Here is a 24,660-nt window from a genome sequence, read left to right on the forward strand (position 1 = left end):
ACATTGCCAATCAAACTTATTATTTACTACTATTAAATAAAAGGCTATGAAAAGAGTTTTATATTTTCTTCTTATTTTTTGTTTCAAAACAATCGCACAAACGACAGTTTCCGGTCAGGCAATAAACAATAATCCAATATTTAAAGGCTGGTATGCCGATCCCGAAGCAATTATTTTTGATAAGACCTATTGGGTTTATCCCACTTTTTCTGCTCCGTACGAGGATCAGGTATTTATGGATGCTTTTTCTTCAAAAGATTTAACCCACTGGAAAAAACATCCCAGAGTTTTAGATACTTCGGCCGTCAAATGGGCAAAAAAAGCACTTTGGGCACCTTCAATCATTAAAAATAAAAATAAATATTTTTTGTTTTTTGGGGCAAATGATATTCAGAACGATAATGAGCCGGGAGGAATTGGTGTAGCCGTAGCTTCAAAACCGGAAGGGCCTTACAAAGATTACTTAGGAAAACCATTAGTTGATAAATTCTATAATGGAGCGCAGCCTATTGATCAATTTGTATTTAAGGATAAAGACGGGCAGTTTTATTTAATTTACGGCGGATGGAGACATTGCAATATCGCAAAATTAAAACCTGATTTTACCGGTTTTGTGCCTTTTGAAGACAAAACGGTTTTCAAAGAAATCACTCCCGAAAACTATGTTGAAGGGCCTTTTATGTTTATTAAGGATAACAAGTATTATTTTATGTGGTCTGAAGGAGGCTGGACAGGCCCTGATTATTGTGTGGCTTATGCAATTGCAGATTCTCCGATGGGACCATTTAAAAGAATTGGCAAAATCTTAGAGCAGGACAATAAAATTGCTACCGGAGCAGGTCATCACTCGGTTATAAAAACACCTGATTCTGATGCTTACTATATTGTTTATCACAGAAGGCCGCTTACTGAAACAAACGGAAATTCCAGAGAAACCTGTATAGAAGAAATGCATTTTGATGAAAATAGTTTTATAAAACCTGTTGTCATAACTAAAGAAGGGGTAAAACCGCATTTGATAAAATAAAAATGATAGCCGTAGGTCGTTAAAAAAGTATTGTGTTTTATATTGTTCAGATAAAATTTGTGTCCCGCTTTCAAATGGTAACTTTTATTCCTCTTGAAATCAGGACATTTTTTTACAATTAAAATATAATTCTGATTCCGGTTTATGATCATAAAATGAAACGATACTTCAAAAAATGATTAATATTTCATATAAAAAACACCTCTTTTTAGGATCACGTAATAAAAACCTTTTTAAATACCGATTTATAATTCATAAGAACGAATCCCGGTTTCGTTACCAAAATTAGTATAGAAAACGAGTATAAATTCGATACCACAATCTTAAAAAAAATCACGATTTAATCTTTTGCCAAAAAGTGTTTTTGATTCGGCATTCATAAAGCAAGTGTTTTCTGTCATATTGCTTATTTACAGAGTTTTCGGAGGCTCAATGAACGATTTCAACATAATTTTGAAACAAAATGAGATTAAGATTATGTTATCATTCACCTAATTTGGTCAGAAATTAAAATGACATTTTTGGGATATAAATTATTATATCAATAAAAAAGAACAGGATTTATTATCATGTACAAAAAAATAAGGCTTATAAATTGTTTAATTGTATTTGTGGTATTATTCTGTTTGTGATGTATAGAGGAAATTTTCAGGAATTCATTTAAATTAAAAAACTAACTGATAACCAACCAAAAAAAACTAACCAAATGGAAATTAAAATGACTTGGAAAATGTCATCCAATCATTTGAGCTTATTTACCTGGAGTAAATTAAAGTTCAGCAGGACTGGATTGATTTGTTTACTATTTCTAATGCTCTGTGCAGGCAATACATATGCACAAAATCAGAACTCCGTAAAAATAACCGGAAACGTAGTCGATTCAAAAGGACTGTCACTGCCCAGTGCTACAGTAATTGAGAAAGGCACAAAAAACGCAGTAAATACAGATTTTGACGGAACTTTTATTATTACCGTATCTTCTCCTCAGGCCATACTGGTATTTAGGTTTATCGGAATGAAGGAGGTCGAAAAACCTTTGAACAATAATAAAAAAATAACGGTAACAATGGTAGAAGAAACCAGTGATCTTCAGACCGTTGTAGTGGTTGGTTTTGGTACTCAGAAAAAAGCATCGGTTGTAGGTGCTATCAGTACTATAAAACCTTCCTTATTACAGGTAGGTACGGCCAGAACTTTGGGAAACAACCTCGCAGGTCAGATTACCGGGATTATGGCGGTACAGCGTTCTGGTGAGCCGGGCTATGACCAGTCGGATATCAAGATTCGTGGAATCTCTACTTTTACAGGAGGAACAAATCCGCTTGTGCTGGTAGATGGAATTGAGCGAAACCTAAACGATCTTGATCCTTCAGAAATTGAATCTTTCTCTGTTTTAAAAGATGCCGCCGCCAGTGCCGTATACGGAGTAAGAGGTGCAAACGGAGTTATCCTGATCAATACCAAAAGAGGTTTTGTGGGTGCACCGAGAATACAGGTGAGAACAGAATATTCTGTTCAGGAGCCTACAAAATTACCAGAGTTTATACGTGCAGCGCCTTACATGACACTTTTAAATCAATTGGCTGCAGAGAAAGGTATACCAGAACTATATTCACAAGATCGTATTGCCAAAACAGCTAATAGTTATGACCCTGATTTATATCCTGATGTAAATTGGGTAGATGCCATAACCAAAGATTACGCTTTTACGTCAAGATCTAATTTGAATGTTGCCGGAGGATCAGAAATTTTGAGGTATGCACTGACCGCTTCTTATTATAGTGAAAAAGGCATTATGGCCAGAGATCCAAAACAAACATACGATTCAGAGACGAGGCTGAACAGAGCCAATGTGCGTACAAACGTAGATGTAAACGTATCAAAAACAACTTTATTGAGAGTAAATATCGGAGGGTTTTTGCAGAACCTTAATAAAGGAAACAGCAGTACGGATGATTTGTTTAATAAAGCTTTTGAAACAACTCCTTTTGTACATCCGGCGATATACTCTGACGGAACTATTCCAAGGGTTTTTGCACGTGAAAATCCATGGGCGATGAGCACACAACAAGGGTATTACAAACAAGGCGGAAGCAAGATTGAAAGTCTGGTGTCTTTAGAACAGGATTTAAAAGGGATTACACCGGGATTAAAAGCCAAATTTACATACTCGTTTGACTCCTATTCTGAGAATAAAGTAATACGTGGCAAATCACCGGATTATTATAATGTAGCTACTCAAAGAGATTTGGATGGGAGCTTAATACACGGAACGGTTCAGGCGTACGGTCAGGAATACCTGGGGTATAGAACCGAAGCTTCATTTGGAAACAGACGTATTTATCTGGAGGCAAATACCACTTATAACCGCGCTTTCGGGAAACATGATTTTAGCGGTTTGTTTTTATATAATCAGGATAGTTATCAGGATGACAGGCCTCCGCAGGCTTTTAAACATCAGGGTATTGCAGGAAGAACATCTTATACATTTGACAGAAAATATATTGGAGAATTTAACTTCGGGTACAACGGATCTGAAAATTTTGCAAAAGGAAACCGATACGGATTTTTTCCTTCTGTAGCGATGGGGTGGATTGCATCTGAAGAAAAATTTATGGAGCCTCTTAAAGATGTTTTTAATAAAATCAAATTTCGTGGTTCTTATGGTTTAGTAGGAAATGATAACATTGGGTCCAATAGACGATTTGCCTACTTAACAACTATTAATGACAACAACAATTCTGATTATACTTTTGGTACAGGAAATGGGGTAAAATTTGAAGGAATTGAAGAAGGGGAAATCGGAGTAAGCAATCTGACCTGGGAAAAAGTAGCAAAACTAGATTTTGGTCTGGAATTAGGATTGTGGAATATGATTGACCTGACTGTAGATATATTTCAGGAAAAAAGGAAAGACATTTTTATTTCAAGAAACACAGTTCCAACTCAGGCAGGGTTTATTAATGCGCCCTGGGCCAATTATGGAAAAATGGAAAATAAAGGTATCGAGGTTGCCTTTAATTTAAATAAACAAGTAACTCCCGATTTCTTTATGAGCTGGCGTGCCAATTTTACTTTTGTTGAAAATAAAGTAACAGAAAGAGACGAAGCCGATGCTGTAAAAGGTACTTACCGTTCTGCAACAGGGATTCAGAATAATACTTTATGGGGATATACCGCAAAAGGCTTATATACCAATGAAGATTTTAGTTCGCCTGGTGTATTGGCTCCCGGCTTGCCTGTACCAACATTTGGCACATCATTGCGTCCCGGAGATATTAAATATGAAGACCGAAATAATGATGGAATCATAAGCGGATTAGACGAAGGTTTTATTGGCGGTACAACGGATCCTCAGATTGTATATGGTTTTGGAACTAACTTGAAATACAAGCAATTTGATTTGAGCTTTTTCTTTCAGGGTGTGGCAAAATCAGAGCGTATAATAGGAGGTTCTAATTTTATTCCGGGAAGCGGTCAGGGAACTTTAGGGAATATTTATACCAACTATAACGATCGTTGGACAGAACAAAATCCAAGTCAGGATGTTTTCTATCCGAGATTGAGCTATGGTCCTAATCTTAATAATTCTATTGCCTCTACCTGGTGGAAAAAAGATATGAGTTTTGGCCGTTTAAAAACAATGGAAGTCGGATACTCATTTGATAAAAAATTAGTAGAGAAATTTTATTTGCAAGGGCTAAGAATGTATGTAAGCGGAAATAATCTGTGGTACGCCTCTAAGTTTAAACTATGGGATCCGGAATTAGACACAGGAAATGGTTTAAAATACCCATCAACAAGATCTATTCTTTTTGGATTATCAGTAGGACTATAATTTTAAAAATCTATTAAAATGAAAAAAATATACATTAGAACAATATTCCTTTTTTTAGGATTATTATTATCGTCATCCTGTTCTGATTACTTAGACAAAGAGAGCGATACCGAACTTACCCTGGATGGTGTTTTTGAGAGTAAAACAAAAACAGAAAATTGGCTGGCAAGCTGTTATTCAAGAATTCCTGATCCTACCTGGGGCTATACCCGCAGTTTGGGATGGGAAATTTTAGGAGATGACATGACCCCTTCAGAAAGATGGCGCCAGTATGACTGGCAGGTAATACCATTTGCTGTCGGTGACTGGTCGGTAGGCTCACAATGGAGCCCGGGGTATTGGAATGGACTTCAGCAAAGAATAAGAGAATGCAACATTCTTATACAAAATATTAAGCCAATACCAGAACAAAACTTAACCGATAGCGAAGTTAGGCTAATGATTGCAGAGTGTCGTTTTTTAAAAGCCTATTATTACTCATTATTAATAAATACATACGGTCCGGTGCCTTTTAATCCCAATGAAATTACACCTGTAGACTATAACCTTCCAGACCTGCAAGTGGGGCAGACTCCATATGATGAAATTGTAAAATGGATCGATAATGAATTGAGAGAAGTAGAACTTATTTTGCCAGCGTCTTATTCAGATGGCAGAAAATTTGGCCGTGCCACCTCTATTATGAGTAAAGCTGTCAGAGCAAGAATGTTACTGTTTGCAGCAAGTCCGTTAGTAAATGGAAATCCGGAATATGCGAGTCATATTACTAAAGACGGAAAAGTACTGTTTAACTCTACGTATGATGCCAATAAATGGAAAATTGCTGCAGATGCCAGCAAAGATCTGATCCTAAGTGCACAAGCGGCAGGTCATAAATTGTATACCGAAATGAATGCTGCCGGAAAAATTGATCCCTTTTTATCCTGCCAAAACTTACATCTTATAGAAGCCAGCAAAGGAAACGGAGAAGTACTTTTTGCCCGTGTAGCCGTAGAATCCAAAGAATATGACAGACATACAGCGCCTACTGGTGCGGGGGGTGCCGGCGGATATGGAGTTACGCAATCATTGGTAGATGCTTTTTTTACCGCAAATGGTTTACCAATAACCGATTCAAATTCAGGATATGTAGAAACAGGTTTCTCTGTTCAGGACGGATACTGGACAAACGGAATAACAAAATTCAATGAAGTAAAAAGTCCGGGACTTGTAACCCTTGCAGGAACGTATAATATGTATTGTAACCGTGAACCAAGATTTTATCTGGCGGTTAATTTTGATGGTGCATGGTATACTGATGGAGATAATGCCGGAAAAGATAAAGGAAGAAAACTCGAGTTCTTTAATGGAAAAAAAGACAATAATGGTACACATGATGCACCACAAAATGGCTATTTAGCAAGAAAAAGAACAGATCCGACAAGAAATCCTATTATCGATTATTTTGCCCCGCGTCACGGAATTTTATACCGATTAGGAGAAGCTTATCTAAACTATGCAGAAGCACTTAATGAGTCAGATCCAAACAATCCTGATATCTTACTTTACCTTAATAAAATTAGAGAAAGAGCAGGAGTGAGAACGTATACAACAGGAGCTACAGACGATCAAAATATACACGTAGACAGTGATCAGGCCAGTATCAGAAAGATAATCAGAATGGAGCGCAGGGTAGAACTTTGTACAGAAGGAATACGCTATGATGATTTAAGAAGATGGAAACTGGCAGAAACAGTTTTGAACGGGCCTTTTTACGGAATGAATTTTAATGGTAAAAACGCATCCGAGTTCTATAAAAGAACACCTTATCAAACAAGAGTGTACAGAAAATCTTTTTACTGGTTTCCTATCTATCTGGCAGAGATCGAAAAGAACCCTAATTTAATCCAGGCGCCTTTCTGGGACAAATAATTAAATCAGACAAAAATGAAAAATATAAAAAATATTATCTCATTTATAATAATGAGTTTGGTTCTTGTCTCATGTGAAGACAAAGGGCTTGAGAATGCAGGCTGGTTACAGGATCCTGATTTTCCGAATCCGTTAACTATAAATCTTTCCAATAAAGAAATTATACTGGTTAAAGGTAATGAAGACGCAAATGCCATCACTTTTACCTGGACAGAAGGAAACGACCGGGGAGAAGGAACCAGTCTGACATACTTTTTCCGTATGGATATTCAGGGGAAAAATTTCAGTGAAGGCCTTATTCCCGAAGAAAGTACTGTAATTACAGAAGAAATTCCGGCAGGTGTTTTTACAAAATCCTATACAGTAGGAGAGTTAAACTCTTTATTGTTGAAAAACTTTAAACGTCCCGGAGGCGTTATCACAAATCTCGAAGCACAAATAATAGCAAGAGTAAATAATAGTCCGCAGTATCAGAAACCAGAAGTTTCTACATCTGGTTTTGCCGTTACGAGTTTCAGTCCGGGACCTTTGCCGCTTTTTATGGTTGGTGATGCTATAAGTGGAGGCTGGGATTACGCAGCTGGTAAAATCCTGCCTGAAAAAACAGAAAGAACAATTTACAATTTTACAGGAGATTTTTCAATCGGCTCATTCAAGGTTATTGAAAAACCAGGAAGCGAATTACCTTCTTATGATCCTATTGCAGGAAATAAAATTGTTTATAATGAAACTGATCCAAGAACAGAAGATAATGTCTTTAAAGTAACCCAGGCAGGCCGTCATTCATTCTATTTGGATATTGAACAGAAAATCTATGCTTTTGGATATGTACCTTATGAAAACGTATATATGGTAGGAAATGCCATAAACGGAATAGGCTGGGATATTGGAAAAGCAAAACCAATGGTTTGGGATCCTAAGAATCCTGAGGTCTTTACTTTTACCGGACAATTTGATGCGGGTGAATTTAAACTTCCTTTGGATCTGGGCAACTGGGGCGGAAGGTTTCTGATGCCTCAGGTAGGCGGTACCGTACTCAAAGGAGATGCAAACGACATTACAACAATGTCTCTGATGCCAAATGGCCAGCCGGATAATAAATGGGTTATAGAAACTTCGGGACAATATCAGCTTACCGTAAATCCTGCAAAAATGACTATTGTGTTGAAAAAGCTATAATTATTAAAGAAAGAAAACAAAACTTTTCAGTCAGACAAGACGGGAGAGTTTTGGGTTTCTTTTTTACATTTCAATTAATCATAAGATTGCCTGCGCATTTTTTTATTCTTACTTAAATACAAATTTTTATATACACTTTTTTACAGATTATCTACATGCCGAATTAGAATTAAAATAATGGGTACAGATATAATGAATGCACTATATCGCTTAGTGTATTTTACTTTTTTAGATAAAAAAATAATATTTAAAGTGAACACAAAATTTAAAAGTATATGAAAATTAGAAACATAATTATTGTGATGCTCTTTTTGATAACAACAGCTAACACATTTGCACAAACAGCTGATCAACGGGCAGAAAATCTACAGAATGGTACCAATACTATTTATATGTCTGCAGATAAAAGTTATTACAAGCATAACAGTGCCTCAGATAATGATCCGTATGGTTATGGGTACTGGATACAGGCGCACACATTAGAAACATTGGCAGATGCCTACCAAAGAACCCGTAATTCGGTTTACAAAGACCGAATGAAAAGTATTATCGCAGGAATCCGCAAATACAATTCGTATGGTGCCGGAACATATCATAATGATTTTTACGATGATCTGGAGTGGCTTTGCCTCGCAAGTTTTAACTGTTACAATGCTACAAAAGATCCCGAGTTTTTAGATGCCGTACATCAAATGTGGACAGAAATTAAAACAGGATATACAAACGGTGCCATGTCCTGGAAAAAAGGCTGTACCACTCCTTGTAAAAACTCTATTGCAAACAGTCCGGCAATTGTTATTGCAGTCAAATTATATCAATTAGAAGGAGACAATGCCAACCTGCAAATGGCAAAAGATATTCATACCTGGATGAAAGCAAATGTACTGAATGCTCAGGGCGGTATCTGGGATTCGCCAACAAATTTTGATCCCGAATGGCAGTTTTCGTATAATTCAGGTATGTTCATAGCCGCCAGTTTAGAGCTTTATCTTGTTACGGGCACACAATCGTATATGGATGATGGGGTTAAGGCTGCAGAATTTATGATGAATTACAGAAACTACAACGGAGGTGTATTTTTCCTGAATGAAAACGGACAAGGCGACGGAGGTTTATTCAAAGGAATTTTTGCCAAATGGTTTATAGAATTTATTCGCTTAGGAAATCTGACTCAGGCGCAGAAAGACCGATATTTAAGTGTAGTTAATTATACCAGCAATTATGTATGGGCCAAGGCTGTCAATAAATCTAATTTTTTAATTAGCCCCGATTGGAATTCACAGCCAAATGGTACAATTGATTTATCCACACAAACAACAGGCCTGCATTTATTTGAATCCGCAGCGAGTTTAAACAAAGTGCATGTCTATCAAAATATCAATTATGCCGGATTTTATTCTCAGCTTTCAACAGGAGACTATACTTTGGCACAGCTTCAGGCAAGAGGTGTTTCTGATAATGATATCACTTCTCTGAGCATTCCTCAGGGATATGTTCTTACGGTTTATGAGAATGATAATTTTTCAGGCGCATCAAAGACATTCACGGCAAATTCAGCATGGCTTGCAGATTGGAACGATAGAATTTCTTCGCTTAAAATCACAAATACCAATACTTCATTAGTAAATGTATATCAGGATGTAACTTTTGGAGGTTATGAAGCTGGTCTTAATGTGGGAGATTATACGCTTGCCCAACTTCAGGCCAGGGGAATATTGGACAATGATATCACATCCCTAAAAATAACAGAAGGCTACAAAGTAATAGTTTACGACGGTGATAATTTTACAGGAGCTTCTAGAGAATTTACCGCTACAACAGACTGGACAGGCGACTGGAATGACAGAACAACCTCTTTGCGCGTTCGTACCAATGGTACTCCAAACTTAGGGAACATAACCTATTATCTTCAAAATCGACATAGCGGTTTATATATGGATGTCTGGGCATCCAACACTGCAGATGGCGGCAACATTGCACAAGGAAATTACACAGGTGCAAACAATCAAAAATTCAAATTTATAGATGCAGGAGACGGAGCTTATCAAATTCAGGCAGTTAATAGCGGAAAAGCAGTAGACATAGCAGGCGTAAGTACAGACAACGGAGCCAATGTACATCAATGGTCTTATGTGGGTGCAGCCAATCAACAGTTTATCGCAGTATCAACAGGTGACGGATATTATAAACTAATAGCCAAACACAGCGGAAAACTGATAGAAACAGCCGGTTTCAGCACTGTAAGCGGAGGAAATGTCCAGCAATGGGAAAATGCAAACCAGGCCAGTGGCCAATGGAAATTGATTTCAGCCGGTACGGCCAAATTAGCAAAATCCGAAGTAAAAACCCAGGATGATAGTACAACGGCAATTAATGTATATCCAAATCCGGTAGAAAACACTTTGTTTTTTACTACAGAAATGACAGGAAATCAGGTAAGTATTTTTAGCCCGACAGGAAGTTTGGTTTCACAGCAAAAAGTTACCGATCACATCAATGTTTCGGGATTAACTTCTGGAATCTATTTTATAGTTTTTGAAAAAGAGGGAACAAAAATCACAAAGCGATTTATTAAAAAATAAGATCAAACACGACAAATTATGATACAAAACAAAATACATCGTTATAATCCGGTTAGCAAATTAAGATTGCATTTTGCAATACTTTTAATGTTTATAGGTGCTGTAATTCCTGCAAAGGCACAGCTTAGCGGCAACCCTTTGTTTACAGGAGCAGACCCGGAAATTCATTACTTTAATAATAAGTATTATATCTATACTACTGCCATTTACGGTACACAATTTCATGCCTATTCATCAACCGATTTAACCAACTGGATTGATGAAGGTCTTATTTTCGACCTTTTTCCCGATAGTCCATGGGCACAATATAATGGCTGGGCGCCCGCAGTTGTTTTTCGCAATAACAAATATTATTTTTATTACACAGCCGAAACCAAGATAGGCCTGGCGGTAGGAAATACACCCATTGGCCCTTTTACCGATATAGGCGCACCGCTCATTGCGACAGATCCTTACACAGATGATATTATTGATGCCAACGTTTTTATTGATGATGACGGACAAGCGTATATCTATTACGGAGGATCCGGCAAAAGCAGAATGGTAGTACGCAAATTAAATGCAGATATGGTTTCTCTCGCCACAGGCCCTACCGATATAACACCACAAAATTATACCGAAGGGCCATATATGGTAAAGCGAAAAGGAATTTATTATATGATGTATTCTAATGGTGCATGGTATAATGATACGTATAACGTTCAATACTCAACATCTAATTCACCTATGGGACCCTGGACTTATAGAGGAAAAGTGTTAAGTTCTAATGTAGAAGACAAAGGCCCGGGGCATCATGGTGTATTAAAAATAGGAAACTGTGATGAATATTACATGATTTACCATAGGTATGAAAACGGAAGTTCGGGCGACAGGAAAATTGCCATCGACAGAATGTATTTCAATTCTGCCGATTTAATCGAACCGGTAAACATGACCAATTATGGTGTTGCAGCCAGAATACCAGATCAATCCTGTCCTACACAAAATATCGTTTCGGGAGGTATTTATAAATTAACACACAAAGGAACCAATCAATGTCTGGATGTTGTTAATAACGGAAGCCAGTCCGGAACCAATGTGCAGCAAAGTACAGACAATGGCAGTGATGCGCAGCGTTGGGTAATTACCCTTGAGGCTGATGGCTTTTATAAATTAACGCACAAAGGAACAAACCAATGTCTGGATGTATCTCAAAACAGTAATGTACAAGGCGCAAACGTACAGCAATGGCTTGAAGGCAATACCGATGCACAACGCTGGAAAATGGAATTAATGTCAGACGGGTATTTTAAACTGACACACAAAGGCACCAATCAGTGTCTGGATGTAGACAACAACAGCAGTCAGTCCGGTGCCAATGTACAGCAATGGACAGATTTGGGTACCGATGCCCAAAGATGGAAATTGGATCTCATAGAAGTTCCAATTGTTTCCGGAGGAGTTTACAGGCTCACTCACAAAGGAACAACCCAAAGCCTTGATGTAAGCGGAGGAAGTACACAGCAAGGCGCAAACGTGCAGCAGTATACCAGTAATGAAAGTGATGCACAGCGCTGGGTTATCACAAAAGAATCAGACGGATTTTACAAATTAACGCATAGAGGAACCAATCAATGTCTGGATGTCGATAACAACAGCAGTCAGCCTGGTGCCAATGTGCAGCAATGGTCAGATCTGGGAACTGATGCACAGCGCTGGAAAATAGAATTGATGAGTGACGGCTATTTTAAACTGACTCATAAAAACACTAATTTATGCCTGGACGTAGTAAACAATCTTGCTGAACCCGGAACAAATGTACACCAGTGGACAGATAATAACAACGATGCCCAACGCTGGAAACTGGATTTAATAAAACCTCTGACCACTCTTGGAACAGCGCAATTTTCTAAACCGGTTAAAAATGAAAATGAGACTCTGGCAGCGACTTTAAATGTATATCCAAATCCGGTAAAAAACACACTCTTTTTTAGTTCTGAAATGAACGGGATTAAGGTTCATGTTTTTTCTGAAACAGGAAGCGTAGTTTCACAACAAACAGCAAAAGATAATAGTATAGATGTTTCAGGTTTAGCAACAGGAATTTATTTTGCTGTTTTTGAAAAAGAAGGCACAAAATTTACAAAACGATTTATTAAAAAATAAACGCAGAAAGAAAGTAAATACTTCAAATGAATCCATTAAAAATGATAGCTTTAAGGAAATGATTTGAAGTATTTATTTAAGATTAATTTTAAAATAAAATATGAAAACAAAACAAATTTTAGTTACAATTTTTTGTCTTGCTTCAGCAGCTTTATCGGCACAGGAATATAAACCTGAAGCCAATCCACAAGCAGTTGTAGTTTCAGGCAATACCAGATTTACAGTACTTTCACCACGTGTAATACGAATGGAATGGAGCGCAGATGGCAAGTTTACAGACAATGCCTCGCTGACATTTGTAAACCGAAACCTTCCGGTGCCATCGTTTACCAAAAAAGAGAGTAATGGAGTGCTGCAAATTGTAACCGATGCCGTCAAACTTAAATACAAAACAGGTTCAGGTAAATTTAATGAAACAAATCTAAGTGTAGATTTTATCGTCAATGGACAGCCGACAACATGGAAACCAGGTTTGGCTAACACTAAAAATTTATTGGGAACAACCCGAACATTAGACGGAGTTGACGGCCCGGCCAAGGAACTTGAAAAAGGAATAATCTCGCGTGACGGATGGTACTTAATAGACGACAGTGAGCGCCCTCTTTTTGATAATTCTGAGTGGCCGTGGGTTATGGCGCGTCCGGGAGATAAACCTCAGGATTTATATCTTTTTGCTTATGATACAGACTATAAAACAGCCTTAAAAGACTACACCAATATAGCAGGTAAAATAGCCATGCCGCCACGATTTGCCTTTGGTGCATGGTGGTCACGATACAGAGAATATTCAGATACTGAATTTCGTGATCTTGTGAGCGAGTTTAAAATGCATGATGTTCCACTGGATGTATTTGTAATCGACATGGACTGGCACGTAAAATCATTACCGGAATTTTTCAAAAACGGGCAGAGACAAAGAGATCAGGCCGGAGAAGATTCGGGATGGACTGGTTTTACCTGGAATAAAAATTTGTTTCCTTCTCCTGAAAAGTTCTTAAAATGGACAAACGAGCAGCATCTTAAAACATGTCTCAACCTGCATCCGGCATCAGGCATTCAGCCTTTTGAAGAAGCATATCCGGAAATGGCCAAAGCAATGGGAATTGATCCCGCTACAAAGAAATATGTCCCTTTTGACATTACCGATAAAAAATTTGCAACCAATTACATGAACCTTGTTTTGCGTCCTATTGAAAAAGCAGGGGTAGATTTCTGGTGGCTGGACTGGCAGCAATGGGGAAGTACCAACATTCCCGGCGTTAATCCAACCATATACTTAAATTATGTTCATTATAGCGATATGGAACGCCAAAACAAAGTGCGTCCCCTTATATTTCACCGCTGGGGCGGACTTGGAAATCACAGGTATCAAATCGGATTCTCCGGCGATACGCACGTAACCTGGGAATCACTAAATTATCAGCCTTATTTTACCGCAACCGCAGCCAATGTTGGATTTGGTTACTGGAGCCATGATATTGGCGGGCATCAGGGTGATGCCGGTACAGCTGAACTTTATACAAGATGGATTCAATGGGGTGTTTTTAGTCCGATTTTCAGAACGCATGCTACGGCTGCACCACAACACGAAAGACGTATTTGGGCTTATCCGCTCGAAAACTTTCTTATCATGAGAGAAGCTTATCAGATGCGATATGCTCTGGTGCCTTATTTATACAACGAAGCAAGAAATACTTATGAAACAGGTGTTTCTACAGTTCACCCCATGTATTACGATTATCCAAAAGAAGAGAATGCCTATTCGATACCCAATCAGTATATGTTTGGACGTGATATGATCGTGAATCCTGTTACAAAACCTATTGATAAGGGAAATGTATTTTTATTTCAGGAAACCTGGCTTCCCGAAGGTAAATGGTACGAATGCAGTACAGGAAGCATACTAAAAGGAGGCAAAAAGATGACGATGCCTTTTACCTTAGGCGATATTCCTGTTTTTGTAAAAGAAGGCGCTATTATCCCGATGCAGTCAAAAGTAGAAAGAACAGACGAAAAACCATTAAATCCACTAATTCTTTCTTTTTATCCGGGCAAAAAAGGAGCTCTGAAACTGTATGAAGATGAAGGCAATAACAACAATTTTAAGAAAAATGCTTTTACATACACCTCCGTAACCTCAGAACAAAAAGGAAATAAAACCAATATTGTGATAGGAGCAGTAGAAGGCTCATTTCCGGGAATGCTGCCTTCCAGAGGGTACGAACTTCGTTTTCCATGTTCATTTCCCCCAACAACTGTATCAGTAAACGGACAAAATATTCCATACAGTGAAGAAGCAAAAGCAGGAAGCTGGTCTTATGCCGGAAACGATTTTGAAACACGTGTTTATTTACCGGAATCACCAACCAATAAAACAGTTTCGGTTGAGGTTCAGTTCCCTGATTACGACCAACAGCTTCTTTCGGGTAAAAAAGGACAAATTAAATACATGAAAAATTTCGAAGCATTTCGTTTGTTAAATGATTGGAATGATGGATTATACAGTCCTTTCGAAATTATGTCACTTTCTCAGTTTGGCCAAAATATTGAATACAACATTGCAGATATCAAAAAACAAATCGATGGATTTGACAATCGCTGGAACAGCGCATTATTAACCATTCAATCTATTAGTGAAAATAATAAGGCATACAAACCTTATTATGATTTACTTAAAATCTATGGAAAAATTGCCGAAAGACCCGAATTTGCCAACAATTCGGAGGAATCTGACACAAAAGCAAAGGTTGAATTTGTTCAAAAAAGTACCGATAAAATATACTTTACCACAGATGGTTCTGTACCAACACGTAATGCTAAGTCCTATACAAAAGCTTTTGATGTTGCAGTTCCGGCACGTGTAAATGCGATTGCATGCCCTGCCGGTGATGGCTCCTGCAGTTCTGTTATCTCAAAAATATTTTATAATAAAAAAACAGGCTTAAATTATAGTTTGTATAAAGGAAAATGGAGCAAAATGCCGGATTTCAGTAAACTAACCCCGATTAAAAAAGGATTTGCTCCCGATTTTGATCTGAATAAAATCAAACATGAATCTAATAATTATGGCTTGGTTTATAATGGATTTGTAAACATTCCTGAAGACGGAAAATATACTTTTTATATTTCTTCTGATGATGGAAGCAAACTTTATATAAACGACCAGCTGCTTATTGATAATGACGGATTGCATGGTTTTAATGAAAAAAGTGCTGAGGTAATTCTCAAAAAAGGACTTCAGCCAATTCGTTTAGAATATTTTCAGGAAAGCTATGGCGAGGGATTATCTGTTGAGTTTTCATCAGACAAAATTGCCAAAACAAGTCTTTTTCCTTCTATTTAGATAAAAAGATATAAGAGTTGCTGATTGAGGGCTTTACAAAAATGGATGAACATTACTGTTCATCCATTTTTTATTGAATTATGGTGGCAAGAAAATAAACAGCCTGAAATATTTAAATACAATTTATTATTCTTTTTTCTTCTCAAGCTGTACTTTAAATGTGCCAAAAAAGGGATTATCAGCCATTTGAGAATGTCCAATTACCAAAATGTAATTTCCTTTTTGTTTAAGATAGATTTTTAAATCCATTCCAAAAGGTCCGTCAGAGGATTTGTCAGGAAAGATAATTTGATTAAAACGGATGTTTCCTTTGCCGGTTGCGGGAACAATGTTTCCCTTTAATTCGCCTAAATCTTCATTTTTAAATTTGACGTATACTTTTGAATGAATAGAATCTAAGGTCCCTTCAGCCACAAACAAACCTTTTTCATCACCGAAATTCATGAAGATAGTGTCACCAATTTGTTGGTTTTCTTTTTTGTTTTGTTCTTTGTCTTCTTCCTTGTTTTTCTCTGTAACAACTGAATCTGTAGCGGTAACGGGCATTTTGTTATTTTCTTTTTGCTGACATGAGAAAAAGAAAATTGATATTAAAAGCATTGAAAAAATTTTCATAACAGTATTTTTAAGTGAAATCAAAAATTGACTTAAGTCATTACAATTAAATTTAAGCTTTATTATTTTATTCCTGTTATAAAATTTTTAAAAATCACAAAAGGAATTGACAGTTTAATGTTTGTAATGTTTTGAATTGACAGCATTAAAAGAGTATGAAACCATAAGATAGCTCCAAAGCGCGAGCTTGTTTTCGTCCTGAATTTTTGGAAGATATTTCATAGTGTCTGTTGACTTATAAAAAGAAAACGCATAATTTATTTCCAATTCTTTGACAGGTGTATATTTTAATGAAATATCATTTTCAAACCCAAGAAATTTTGTTGTTTCCTGTCCCAAATTATTTAGCAATGGATATTGGGTATAGAAAAGATGAAAATCAGAACGAAGAGAAAGCTTAGAGCTAACGGGAATTACAGTAAATAAGTAAGGATTTACTAAGCCTTTGCCCTTAACGTCATTTGGAAAACGCGTAAATACATTCATATTCCCATTAAACTTCCATGTTACCCCATACAAAACATCAAAATCTCCAGAGTTATCACTCGACAGGTTAGAACTGCTGCCGCTTATTATTTCTGCGCCTAAACGCCAGGTCGATTTTAGCAATGACAATTTAATTTCCGGCTGAAAATAGTAAGCAAATAGTTTCTGGCCTTTTTGGTTGCGCCCAAACTGTACATAACTGTTTAAAGTATAGTACCATTGTTTCTTTTTAAACTCTATCCTTCCGCCAGTAGTTGCGCGAGTGTATAGCGCTCCTGAACTCACATCTTCTAAAAAATCAATGGCGTTTAATGAGTTAAAAGAAAAATATTTGTTTGAATTATAACTAAAGTTATTTACGAACAGGTATTTGTATTTATTTGATGCTACCGGAGAATAAGTCGGTTCAAATTCCTGATTATAGTTTCGGGTAAATAAAAAGAAAAAATCATTAGAAAAATATGTCGCAGATTTCATTATCCGAATTCCTTCATGAGCCCTTCCTTGCTGCGCCCACGGAGCATCAGAAAATAATCTGCCATTATCTAATAAAACACTCTGTCTTCCCAGACGTATATTAAATGATTTAAGCCTGGTTTCAACAAATAACTGATAAAAATTGATACTTCCTACCTTAGAAAATTCATTATTTTGATCCCAGAGATGTATTTCCTGTAAGTCCGATTTTATAAACCATTTTTTTCTGGAATATTGCATCGAAATTCTATTTCTCTGCGTAATATAAAAATAAGGGTCTATGGAGTCATTTGGTGAAAGTACATAATTGGAAGTATATTCAGCTCTTGGACGTATTTCTATATTCATTAAGAACTGGTGAGATAAACTATCAGATTGTTGTGCACTTAATTGAATGATACATCCAAGAAAAAAAAATACTGAAAGATTTTTTCTTACTAACGCCTTTAATGCCATACTTATTTTATCCTATAGATTTACTGTGTAAATGTAATCATAGTGCTTCAATTTTCATAAAAAAGTAAAAACGATTATGAGCCGGCAACTGATTTGGAATAATACTTTTTTCTGAACCAGAAAGCAACATTGACTAGTGCAATAAGCGCCGGCACTTCTACCAAAGGGCCTATAACGCCTGCAAATGCCTGCCCGCTGTTTATGCCAAAGACACCAATCGCTACTGCAATCGCAAGTTCAAAATTGTTTCCTGTAGCTGTAAAAGCTATCGCTGTTGCTTTTGAATAGTCTGCACCGAAATATTTTCCAACGAAAAAGCTGATGATAAACATTATAGTAAAATAAATCACAAGAGGTATTGCTATGCGTACAACATCCATAGGAATTTGAACAATCAGTCCGCCTTTAAGGCTAAACATCACAATGATGGTAAAAAGCAATGATATTAGAGTGATGGGAGAAATAAAAGGGACATATTTAGTTTCAAACCATTCAGATCCTTTGATTGTAATAAGGGCATAACGGCTTATAATTCCGAGAGCAAAAGGAATTCCCAAATATATCCCTACACTCTCAGCAATCTGACCAATACTGATGCTTACTTCAAAACCATTGTAACCGAAAAAGGGTGGGAGAATAGTAATAAAAAGATACGCATAAACACTATAAAGCAATACCTGAAAAATACTGTTTAGGGCAATAAGACCCGCCGCATATTCTCTGTTGCCATCCGCAAGATCGTTCCAAACCACTACCATGGCAATACAGCGTGCCAAACCAATTAGGATTACACCAATCATGTATTCCGGATAACCATTTAAAAAAAGCAAGGCTAGTAAGAACATTAAAATTGGTCCAACAACCCAATTTAAAAATAGAGAAGCACCCAGAATTTTAATGTTTTTAAAAACCTGTCCCATCTGCTCGTATTTCACTTTTGCCAACGGCGGATACATCATAAGAATTAATCCAATTGCAAGCGGAATATTGGTTGTTCCGCTTGAAAAAGAATTGATAAAATTACTGCTGGAGGGAATAAAATAACCAATTGCTACACCAAGAACCATAGCCAGGAAAATCCAAAGCGTTAAAAATTGATCCAGAAAACCTAATTTTTTGCGTCCTGCAGCAGGCGCACAGTTATTTGCTGACATTTTTTATTGTTTAATTTGTGAGAATACATAAAACATTTCAGTTCCAATTTGAAGACTGCGCTTCAGATATACGTCTTTTTGCTCTGGTGTACCATCTGAAACCTTTGGATCTTCAAAGGTTATCGGAATACGTTTTTCTGCACCTGCAATAAAAGGACATCCTCCGTCTGCCTGTGAACAGGTCATGATAGCAGCAAATTCACTCTCCGGATTAAAATCATCATCATAGGTTTTGGAAAAACCGATAACAGGAAGTTCATTCGATGCAAATTTTATGGAATAAACAGGGTTTTGGCCTTCGGATATCGTTTTAACTTTAAATCCTGAGTGCTTCAGCGTTTCGCCCACCATAGGGAATAGGGCAGTAGCTTCTGTGCCTCCAGAATAACAGGAAACATTTTGGATATTATAATTTGCAGCCGCGGTCTGTGCCCAAACCTGAGACAAATGGCTTCTTCTGGAATTGTGTGTACAGATTAAATTTAGTCTTATGCTCTCTTTGTTGTCAACTTTGTTTTGAATGTAATCAACCAACGGCTGCAGAATGGTTTTACGTTCGTTTGAAATCTGATTAAAATCAAAAGAATCAATGGTGTTTTTTATTTCAGTAAATAACATAGTTTTCGTGGTATTTATAATTGGTTTTGGTTATTTAAAAATTAACAACATCCAGATCCGGGTGCACATGAATTTGAGCTATCAGCATTTAACTGAGATAATTTTACCTTAGATTTATCAGAAGGTATTCCGCATTGTTCCTGAGCAAGACAGGCAGTTTGTTTATTAAGTAAAATGAAGTTTTCGCCATTAAAACCTAAATCATATTTACCAATTGTAGTGTCCTGATATTCAACTTCTATTTCGTGATCTTCAATACCTAAAACTTTTTGTGAAAGTTCGATAATATGAATCAGTTTTTGCGGTTTAAGCCTGTGCTCATAATCATTAGCATCCCAAAGCTGAAAGTTTACAACAGTTTCTTTTCTTACTGTTCCTCCGCAGTCAATAAAGTTTTTTGTGATTAAGCCCACTTCTGTTACATGGAAATATTCCGGAACAAAATTTCCGTTAGGCAATTCAAAATTTACAGCCTCAACTGTTTTTAGTACTTCTTTAATTTCTGAAAGTTTCATAATGTATGTGTTTTAAAAGTTTTTTTATTTTTTTTAAACTGCAGTCATAAGTTAAGTTATTACTGTAGCAATCATTTTGTAGTTAAAATATTTAATTGATGAGACGGCTTCTTCTTTCCAACAGAACTGTATCTCTCCAGATTCCATTTTGTTTTCCAATTTTTTCCCGAATACCCAATGTTCTGAAACCGGCTTTTTCATGGATACGCAGACTAGCTATGTTTTCCGGAAATATCCCGGCCTGCAGTGTCCATATGCCTTCTGTTTCACTCAAATGCACCAGTTCTTCCAGAAGTGCAAGACCGATTCCTTTACCAGAATATTCAGGATCGACATAAACACTTACCTCAGCTACGCCTGCATAAACACACCTTGAAGAAACAGGTGTTAGTGCTCCCCAGCCTATAATTACACCATTGCTTTCTGCTACAATCCTGCAAGTATTAAGATGTGATTCATCCCAATCCTGCCAGGAAGGAGCACTGGTCTGAAAAGTCGCGTTACCGGTATTAATACCTTTTTCATAGATTAATTTAACCTGTTGCCAATCGGCCTCTAATAGCTTTCTGATTTCCATATTGATTAATTTAACAGCATTCGTTTCTCTTTTTTTCTAAGTGAACAGTGATATGTTCAAAAAAACCTTTTATTTTTTCTAATCCGGGTTCATTAATGCAATAACAAATAGAATTACCGTCAATGCTGCCTTTTATCAATCCGGCATTTTTGAGTTCCTTAAGGTGTTGTGATACCGTTGGCTGAGAAAGAGGCAGTTCATTGACTATATCTCCACATATACATGTATCTACTTTTAATAGATATTCCATAATAGCGATTCGGGCCGGATGTCCTAAAGCCTTTGCCAAAACTGCAAGTTCGTTTTGTTTTTCTGTAAAATGATCTGTTTTTGTAGCTCCCATCGTTTTATATTTATATTGCAATATTACGATATAAAAATTAACTGACAAAAAAAACAAAAAATATATAATAAAATATTTTTAAAGCAGTTATTAAGTCTGTAAGAATTGGTTTCATATTATAACTTGAAACCTATTGAGCGTAAGAAGAATGAGCTCAAAAAAAAAATACTTTTAATTTTGTTTATATTCATCGTCAAGCCAATAAATATTTTCCTCTGTACCTATTTCTTACAACCAAAAGCTGCAATAGACCGATTAGAAAAATAATAATAAGTAACCAATAATTTATTCTATAAAAAAATGAAAAAAATACTTATTTTGCTCATGGCAATATTTGTTTTAGGAGCGTGCAATCAGAACAAAAATGCAAATAATGATCCGTCAGATTCTACAGAAACTGACACTACTGCATCAGGTCAATCGTCATATGTACTGCCGCCAGGACCAGATATCAAGGTAAAAATTACAGAATCTTATGCAAGACAGGTCGCTAGAGATGCATATTTTTGGGCATGGCCAATGGAAAACATTTATAATCGCCGCCTGGCTTTTAAACAAGCTCCAAAAGTTGGATTGATGAATGGAGTTTTGCCATTTGCACCGCTTAATAATTTAGCAATGCTTAGCGACTATATTCAGCCCGAACAGCGCTGGGTAGCCTGTCCAAATCAGGATGTAGTATATGGTGCTGCCATTGCTTCATTAGATGAAACCCCCGTTGTTGTACAAGTCCCGGATTTTGGTGATCGTTTTTGGGTGTATCAGGTGGTTGATTTAAGAACCGATTCTTTTGCACAAATAGGTAAAATGTACGGCACAAAACCAGGTTTTTACCTGCTCGTAGGTCCCGACTGGAAAGGTGAAGTGCCCAAAGGAATTACAAAAACGTTCAGAAGCAAAACCGGTACCGCATTTATTGTCCCTAGAGTGTTTCAGGATGATACTGCCGAGGACAAAAAAGCAATTCAAGGCATTATTAGTGGTATCGACGTGTATGCCCTGGATAAATTTGACGGCAAAACAAAAAAACAGGATTGGAGCAAACTCCCTTCTTTGGGATCACCCACAAAAGACGGGGGATCTGGCGAAACAAAATGGGTATTTCCTGATAAATTTTTTGATGAACTGCCGGCAGTACTCAAAGATGCACCACCTTTGCCGGGAGAAGAATCGCGTTATGCGCAAATACTCGCTGTAATTGAAGCAGCAAAAAAAGATCCTGCATTAAAAAAAGCAATGATAGAAGAGGCCTATAAGGCTGATAAGGAATTAATAGATCCGTTACTGCAATTCTCCAATTGGGGAATACCTCTGGCCGATAATTGGACAACTGCCAATAATTGTGCAGCCTTTGGTACAGATTATTTTACGCGAACTGCGATTGCAAAATCAAACATATTGGTAAACGCCGGTATAGAAACAAAATATTTTTATCAGGATTTTGATTCAAAACGGGCACGATTAAATGGTGCAAACCAATATACCGTAACTTTTGCAAAAGATAAAATGCCTCCGGTAGATGGTTTTTGGTCGCTCACCCTTTATGATGAGCATCATTTTTTCTCGCCAAATTCTATAAAACGTTATTCTATTGGTACAAAAAACAAGAATTTAAAATATAATGCTGATGGCTCTCTAACCTTGTATGTGCAAAATGCAGAACCAAAAGGTGATCTGAAAGCCAACTGGCTTCCTTGTCCTAAGGCTATATTTTGCTTGTATTTTAGATGTTATGGCCCGAAAGAAATAACAATCAAAAATGAATGGACACCGCCTGCAGTTGTGCTGACCAAATAATTTTGAATGAACCAGATTCGAAAAAAAGGAGTCGTTTTTTCTGGTGTTAGTACACGACAGTACCTTCAAAAATGATTGAATAGCTTAATGAGAAATTTATAATTACTAATAAAACCAAAATTATGAAAAAAAGTCTCTTTGTTTTTTTACTTATGTTGTCATTGACGGCATGTAATAAAACTTCACCAACAAACTCTACCGAAAAAAATAATAGTAAAGACACTTTAGCGGGTGCATTTAAACCTGCCAATATCAGGGAACAAATTCTGTATCAACGCGGAGTAGAAACTGCTATCTGGGGAATGCCGGCGGTTAATTTTCAGCTCATGTATGATGCTTTTGCCAAAATAAACGGTAATTATAATCAGGTTGTTATCTGGCCAAAGCTATTAGACTGGAAAAACCAGACACTAACGCCAAACCCGGATGTAATTTATTTAATGCCCTTTTTTAATACCGAAAAAGTGGGCCCTGTAGTATTAGAAATTCCACCAGCTGATAACGGAGTTTTTAATGGCAGTGTAATGACGTACTGGCAAAATGCTATAGAAGATGTAGGTCCTGGAGGGGTTGATAAAGGCAAAGGAGGTAAATATCTTTTTCTTCCGCCCGGTTACGATAAGACAAAAATACCCGCGGGTTACATTCCGCTGCAATCTGATACGTATCGTGGTTATGCCTTATTGCGCTCCGTACTTAAAAGCGGAAGTGATGCCGATGTTGCCACGGCTGTTGCCTATTCTAAACGAATTAAGGTTTATCCTCTAAGTGAAGCTTCAAAAAATCCATCTACAGTTTTTGTAGATGCCAGCGAAAAGATATACGATTCAGCCATACCTTACGATGTTAGTTTTTATGAAGCCTTAAACAAAATAGTACAGGCAGAACCATGGTTAGAAAGAGACAGAGCTATCATTGATCCGTTAAGGTCAATTGGTATAGAAAGAGGTAAAACGTTTAGCCCGGATGCAAGAACAAAAGAAATTCTGACTGCTGCCGTTAATACAGCAAAAGAATATCTTGATTTTAATTATGAATCATTTGCCCCGTTTTTTAAAGATACACATTGGGTTTTTCCTGCTACTCCCGAATTTGGAAAAAGCATAAAAGAGAATTATAAGGTAGCTGATTCTTATCCGACCGATAACAGAGGGATGCTTTATACGGTGATCTTTTTTAGCGCCAAACATATTGGAGAATCACAATATTATTTAATGCAGATTGTTGATAAAGATGGAAATGCATTAGACGGAAATTCATCTTATAAGCTTAAAGTTCCTGCCAATGTTCCCGTGAAGCAATACTGGTCAATGACGGTTTATAATCGTGACACACATACTTTTATCCGTAATATGAAGTGGGCAGGCAGATCCTCGCAAACACCCGGGCTTAAAACAAATAGTGATGGTACTGTAGATCTTTATTTTGGCCCGAAGCCACCTGAAAGCGGTGAATCTAACTGGGTACCGACAGATCCTAAAGGAAAGTTTGAAATATTGGCCCGATTCTATGGTCCAACACCAAACTTATACAATCAGAGCTGGAAATTGAATGATATTGAAAAAGTGAATTAATATATTTAAGCCTCTTACTATAC

Annotated in this window: 16 protein-coding genes; 9 read left to right on the forward strand and 7 right to left on the reverse strand. The window is 36.9% G+C overall.

Annotation, left to right across the window (positions count from 1 at the left end; all coding sequences use genetic code 11):
• The first annotated feature begins 46 nt into the window (after positions 1–46).
• The 7 genes from JOD96_RS01880 (at position 47) to JOD96_RS01910 (ending at position 16,025) form a co-directional block, all read left to right on the forward strand.
• Positions 47–1,027 carry a glycoside hydrolase family 43 protein gene (locus tag JOD96_RS01880; protein WP_209562573.1) on the forward strand — a complete coding sequence of 327 codons (981 nt, stop codon included), beginning with the start codon at positions 47–49 and terminating at the stop codon, positions 1,025–1,027.
• Between the two features lie 718 nt (positions 1,028–1,745).
• Positions 1,746–4,865 (forward strand): SusC/RagA family TonB-linked outer membrane protein, encoded by a 3,120-nt coding sequence (locus JOD96_RS01885; protein ID WP_245188320.1) that lies wholly within the window; start codon positions 1,746–1,748, stop codon positions 4,863–4,865.
• Positions 4,866–4,883: 18 nt separating this feature from the next.
• Positions 4,884–6,776 (forward strand): RagB/SusD family nutrient uptake outer membrane protein, encoded by a 1,893-nt coding sequence (locus JOD96_RS01890; RefSeq protein WP_209562574.1) that lies wholly within the window; start codon positions 4,884–4,886, stop codon positions 6,774–6,776.
• Positions 6,777–6,791: 15 nt separating this feature from the next.
• On the forward strand, positions 6,792–7,955 hold the full coding sequence (locus tag JOD96_RS01895) for a SusF/SusE family outer membrane protein (RefSeq protein WP_209562575.1): 1,164 nt from the start codon (positions 6,792–6,794) through the stop codon (positions 7,953–7,955).
• A gap of 275 nt (positions 7,956–8,230) precedes the next feature.
• Positions 8,231–10,537 carry an RICIN domain-containing protein gene (locus tag JOD96_RS01900; RefSeq protein WP_209562576.1) on the forward strand — a complete coding sequence of 769 codons (2,307 nt, stop codon included), beginning with the start codon at positions 8,231–8,233 and terminating at the stop codon, positions 10,535–10,537.
• A gap of 18 nt (positions 10,538–10,555) precedes the next feature.
• Positions 10,556–12,682 carry an RICIN domain-containing protein gene (locus tag JOD96_RS01905; RefSeq protein WP_209562577.1) on the forward strand — a complete coding sequence of 709 codons (2,127 nt, stop codon included), beginning with the start codon at positions 10,556–10,558 and terminating at the stop codon, positions 12,680–12,682.
• Between the two features lie 100 nt (positions 12,683–12,782).
• Positions 12,783–16,025: a TIM-barrel domain-containing protein gene (locus tag JOD96_RS01910; protein WP_209562578.1), complete on the forward strand. Its 3,243-nt coding sequence runs from the start codon at positions 12,783–12,785 to the stop codon at positions 16,023–16,025.
• A 126-nt stretch (positions 16,026–16,151) separates the two neighbouring features.
• Here JOD96_RS01910 and JOD96_RS01915 read toward each other — a convergent pair whose 3' ends face one another.
• From JOD96_RS01915 to JOD96_RS01945, 7 genes are all read right to left on the reverse strand, one after another.
• Complete coding sequence (locus tag JOD96_RS01915; RefSeq protein ID WP_209562579.1) at positions 16,152–16,640, reverse strand: hypothetical protein; 489 nt, start codon at positions 16,638–16,640, stop codon at positions 16,152–16,154.
• Positions 16,641–16,754: 114 nt separating this feature from the next.
• A complete protein-coding gene (locus tag JOD96_RS01920) occupies positions 16,755–17,951 on the reverse strand; it encodes an alginate export family protein (protein WP_209562580.1) in 1,197 nt (398 codons plus the stop codon).
• A 182-nt stretch (positions 17,952–18,133) separates the two neighbouring features.
• Positions 18,134–19,213 carry an ACR3 family arsenite efflux transporter gene (arsB, locus tag JOD96_RS01925; RefSeq protein ID WP_209562581.1) on the reverse strand — a complete coding sequence of 360 codons (1,080 nt, stop codon included), beginning with the start codon at positions 19,211–19,213 and terminating at the stop codon, positions 18,134–18,136.
• Positions 19,214–19,216: 3 nt separating this feature from the next.
• Positions 19,217–19,831 (reverse strand): protein-tyrosine-phosphatase, encoded by a 615-nt coding sequence (locus tag JOD96_RS01930; protein ID WP_209562582.1) that lies wholly within the window; start codon positions 19,829–19,831, stop codon positions 19,217–19,219.
• 41 nt (positions 19,832–19,872) lie between these two features.
• Entirely contained in the window at positions 19,873–20,346 is a 474-nt protein-coding gene (locus JOD96_RS01935) for a DUF6428 family protein (protein ID WP_209562583.1), read from the reverse strand.
• Positions 20,347–20,437: 91 nt separating this feature from the next.
• Entirely contained in the window at positions 20,438–20,923 is a 486-nt protein-coding gene (locus JOD96_RS01940) for a GNAT family N-acetyltransferase (protein ID WP_209562584.1), read from the reverse strand.
• A gap of 10 nt (positions 20,924–20,933) precedes the next feature.
• Positions 20,934–21,266, reverse strand: coding sequence for an ArsR/SmtB family transcription factor (locus tag JOD96_RS01945; RefSeq protein WP_209562585.1), 333 nt, complete (start codon positions 21,264–21,266; stop codon positions 20,934–20,936).
• A 300-nt stretch (positions 21,267–21,566) separates the two neighbouring features.
• On the opposite strand from JOD96_RS01945, the gene JOD96_RS01950 reads away from it, so the two are divergent.
• Positions 21,567–23,063 (forward strand): DUF1254 domain-containing protein, encoded by a 1,497-nt coding sequence (locus JOD96_RS01950; RefSeq protein WP_209562586.1) that lies wholly within the window; start codon positions 21,567–21,569, stop codon positions 23,061–23,063.
• Between the two features lie 122 nt (positions 23,064–23,185).
• Positions 23,186–24,637 (forward strand): DUF1254 domain-containing protein, encoded by a 1,452-nt coding sequence (locus tag JOD96_RS01955; protein ID WP_209562587.1) that lies wholly within the window; start codon positions 23,186–23,188, stop codon positions 24,635–24,637.
• Positions 24,638–24,660: the final 23 nt, after the last annotated feature.

Source organism: Flavobacterium sp. 1355, assembly GCF_017833415.1.
Taxonomy (GTDB): Bacteria; Bacteroidota; Bacteroidia; order Flavobacteriales; family Flavobacteriaceae; genus Flavobacterium.